At 63.5% G+C, this 2,254-nt stretch carries 2 protein-coding genes; both read left to right on the forward strand.

Annotation, left to right across the window (positions count from 1 at the left end; all coding sequences use genetic code 11):
* The coding region (locus ACXJKO_RS31375; RefSeq protein WP_457094911.1) for a DEAD/DEAH box helicase at positions 1–1,141 on the forward strand (1,141 nt) is incomplete at its 5' end.
* A 113-nt stretch (positions 1,142–1,254) separates the two neighbouring features.
* Complete coding sequence (locus ACXJKO_RS31380) at positions 1,255–2,154, forward strand: dienelactone hydrolase family protein (RefSeq protein ID WP_457094912.1); 900 nt, start codon at positions 1,255–1,257, stop codon at positions 2,152–2,154.
* Positions 2,155–2,254 lie beyond the last annotated feature (100 nt).

Here is a 2,254-nt window from a genome sequence, read left to right on the forward strand (position 1 = left end):
TGCCAAGATCACGCGCGGCGTAGACGTGCTCATCGCCACGCCCGGCCGCCTGCTCGATCATTTCGAGCGCGGCAAGCTGCTGCTGACGGGCGTCGAGCTTTTGGTGATCGACGAGGCGGACCGCATGCTCGACATGGGCTTCATCCCCGATATCGAGCGCATCGTGAAGCTCGTGCCCTTCACGCGCCAAACCCTCTTCTTCTCGGCGACGATGCCACCGGAAATTCAGCGCCTGGCCGATGCCTTCCTTCACAATCCGGTGAAGGTGGAGGTGGCCCGCGCCGCTTCGACGGCAGCTACGATCACCCAACGCCTCGTGGCGACGGGCCGCGAGGATTTCGAAAAGCGCGAGACCCTGCGCGAGCTCATCCGCGGCGCAACGGACCTTCAGAACGCAATCGTCTTCTGCAATCGCAAGCGCGACGTCGCGGTGCTTCATCGCTCCTTGCAGAAGCATGGCTTCGGCGCAGTCGCGCTTCATGGCGACATGGATCAGCATGCCCGCATGGCGGCGCTCGACAGCTTCCGCACCGGCGAGATGCCGATTCTCGTAGCAAGTGACGTGGCTGCTCGCGGTCTCGACATCCCGACAGTGAGCCATGTGTTCAATTACGACGTGCCGCATCATGCCGAGGACTATGTGCACCGCATCGGCCGCACSGGYCGCGCCGGCCGCGCGGGACAAGCATTCACCCTGGTGAGCCCCGGAGACGAGAAGTCGCTTTCCGCCATCGAGAAGCTCATCACCACACCAATCGAGTGGGAAGGCCCGACGCTCGCCGAGCGCCCAGCCTCAGAGAGTTCCTCGCGCCGACGTGGCGGAGGACGTGGCGGCCGCGAGGGCCGTGACGATGAACGTTCGTCCCGTGGCCGCAAGGTCAAGGTCCGCTCCGGTTCCGACCGCCAGCGCCCGTCACCCGAAGAGCCGGTGGAAGCCCCTGCCCCCAGCGCGCCGCAGTCCGTGGAGCAGGAGCGCCGTGCCCGTCCCGAGCGGGAGCGCGAGCGTCAGCAGCCGAGAGGCGATCAGCGGAACAACCAACGCCGCCCCCGCCGCGACGACGACAACGAGCCGTCGGTGAAAGGCCTGGGCGATCACGTGCCGGCCTTCCTCATGCGTCCTGTCACGATCAAGAAGTCTTGAAGTCGTGTGGATTAGCGGCCAGACCAGCTAGAGAGCCATAGCGACCTCTCATCCTCTTAGCCAACTACAGTCGGAAGTGATAAATTGGCGAGTGGGGGCACGGGAGCAGTGCCATGCGGTTTCTCGTTGGTGTCGCCATCGGGCTTGTCCTCGCAACCGGAGCATGGGCTGAAACATCCATATCGGGCCCGCCCCCTGTCGCAGTCGAGAAGGTGGATCTTCAGGCTGCCGCTCGCCCTGTCGGAGGGCTCATGGCCCGCAAAATGCGGGAGCGCGGCGAGGAGCCGAAACCCACACTAGGAGACCGGATCGAGGGGCACTTGGCAAAGCCTAGCGGCGATGGTCCCTTTCCGGCCGTCGTGGTGCTCCCCGACTGCATCGGCCTGACCCCCTTCATTCGCGAAACGCTCACGGCGCAGCTGGCGTCGTGGGGCTATGTCACCCTCGTGGTCGACAGTTGGACCACCCGACATGCGCAAGCCGGTTGCTTCCTGAACGGTCAGGAGGCTCCCGGTGTCGACCGAATTGCTGACGCTTATGGCGGGCTCTTCTACTTGAGCGGGTTGCCGTTCGTGCAGCGCGACCGGGTGGGTCTCTTGGGCTTCGCGACTGGAGGCGTCTTTGTCCTCACTCTTGTCGAGCCGCAGACGCAGTCGAGCGTGGTCAACGACCAGAACCTCAGCTTCAAGGCCGGGGCCGTGTACTACGCACCTTGTGCCGCGCTGGGGCTGATCCAGAAGCCTGCGTTTCCGCTATTGATCCTTGCGGGGCGAGATGACCGGCGCACAGGAGTGCAAAACTGCGAAGAGGTCGCGCGACCAGCGAGTGGAGGAGGGAATTCTATCGAGGTTCAGGTCTATCCGGATGTGAAGCACGGGTTTGCCGATCCGCACTGGGGAGCGAGTGGAGAGATCCTCGGGTTTCCGGCAGCCTACGATCCCAAGGCGGCTGAGGATGCGCTGTCACGCACTCACGAATTCCTTGATCGTACCATCAAGGGAAAGTCGCCCTGATAGCAGCTGATGATGGAACAAATGTTTACTCGTTATCTAAATTGGGCAAACTTCTGGACGAACTGGAAGAGGCGGGCATTGCAGACGGCCTCTGCGGCCT

This window comes from Microvirga sp. P5_D2, assembly GCF_054049475.1.

Coding starts and splice junctions, on each gene's coding strand:
- ACXJKO_RS31380 (WP_457094912.1), top strand. CDS start 1,255: ATGCGGTTTCTCGTTGGTGTCGCCATCGGGCTTGTCCTCGCAACCGGA.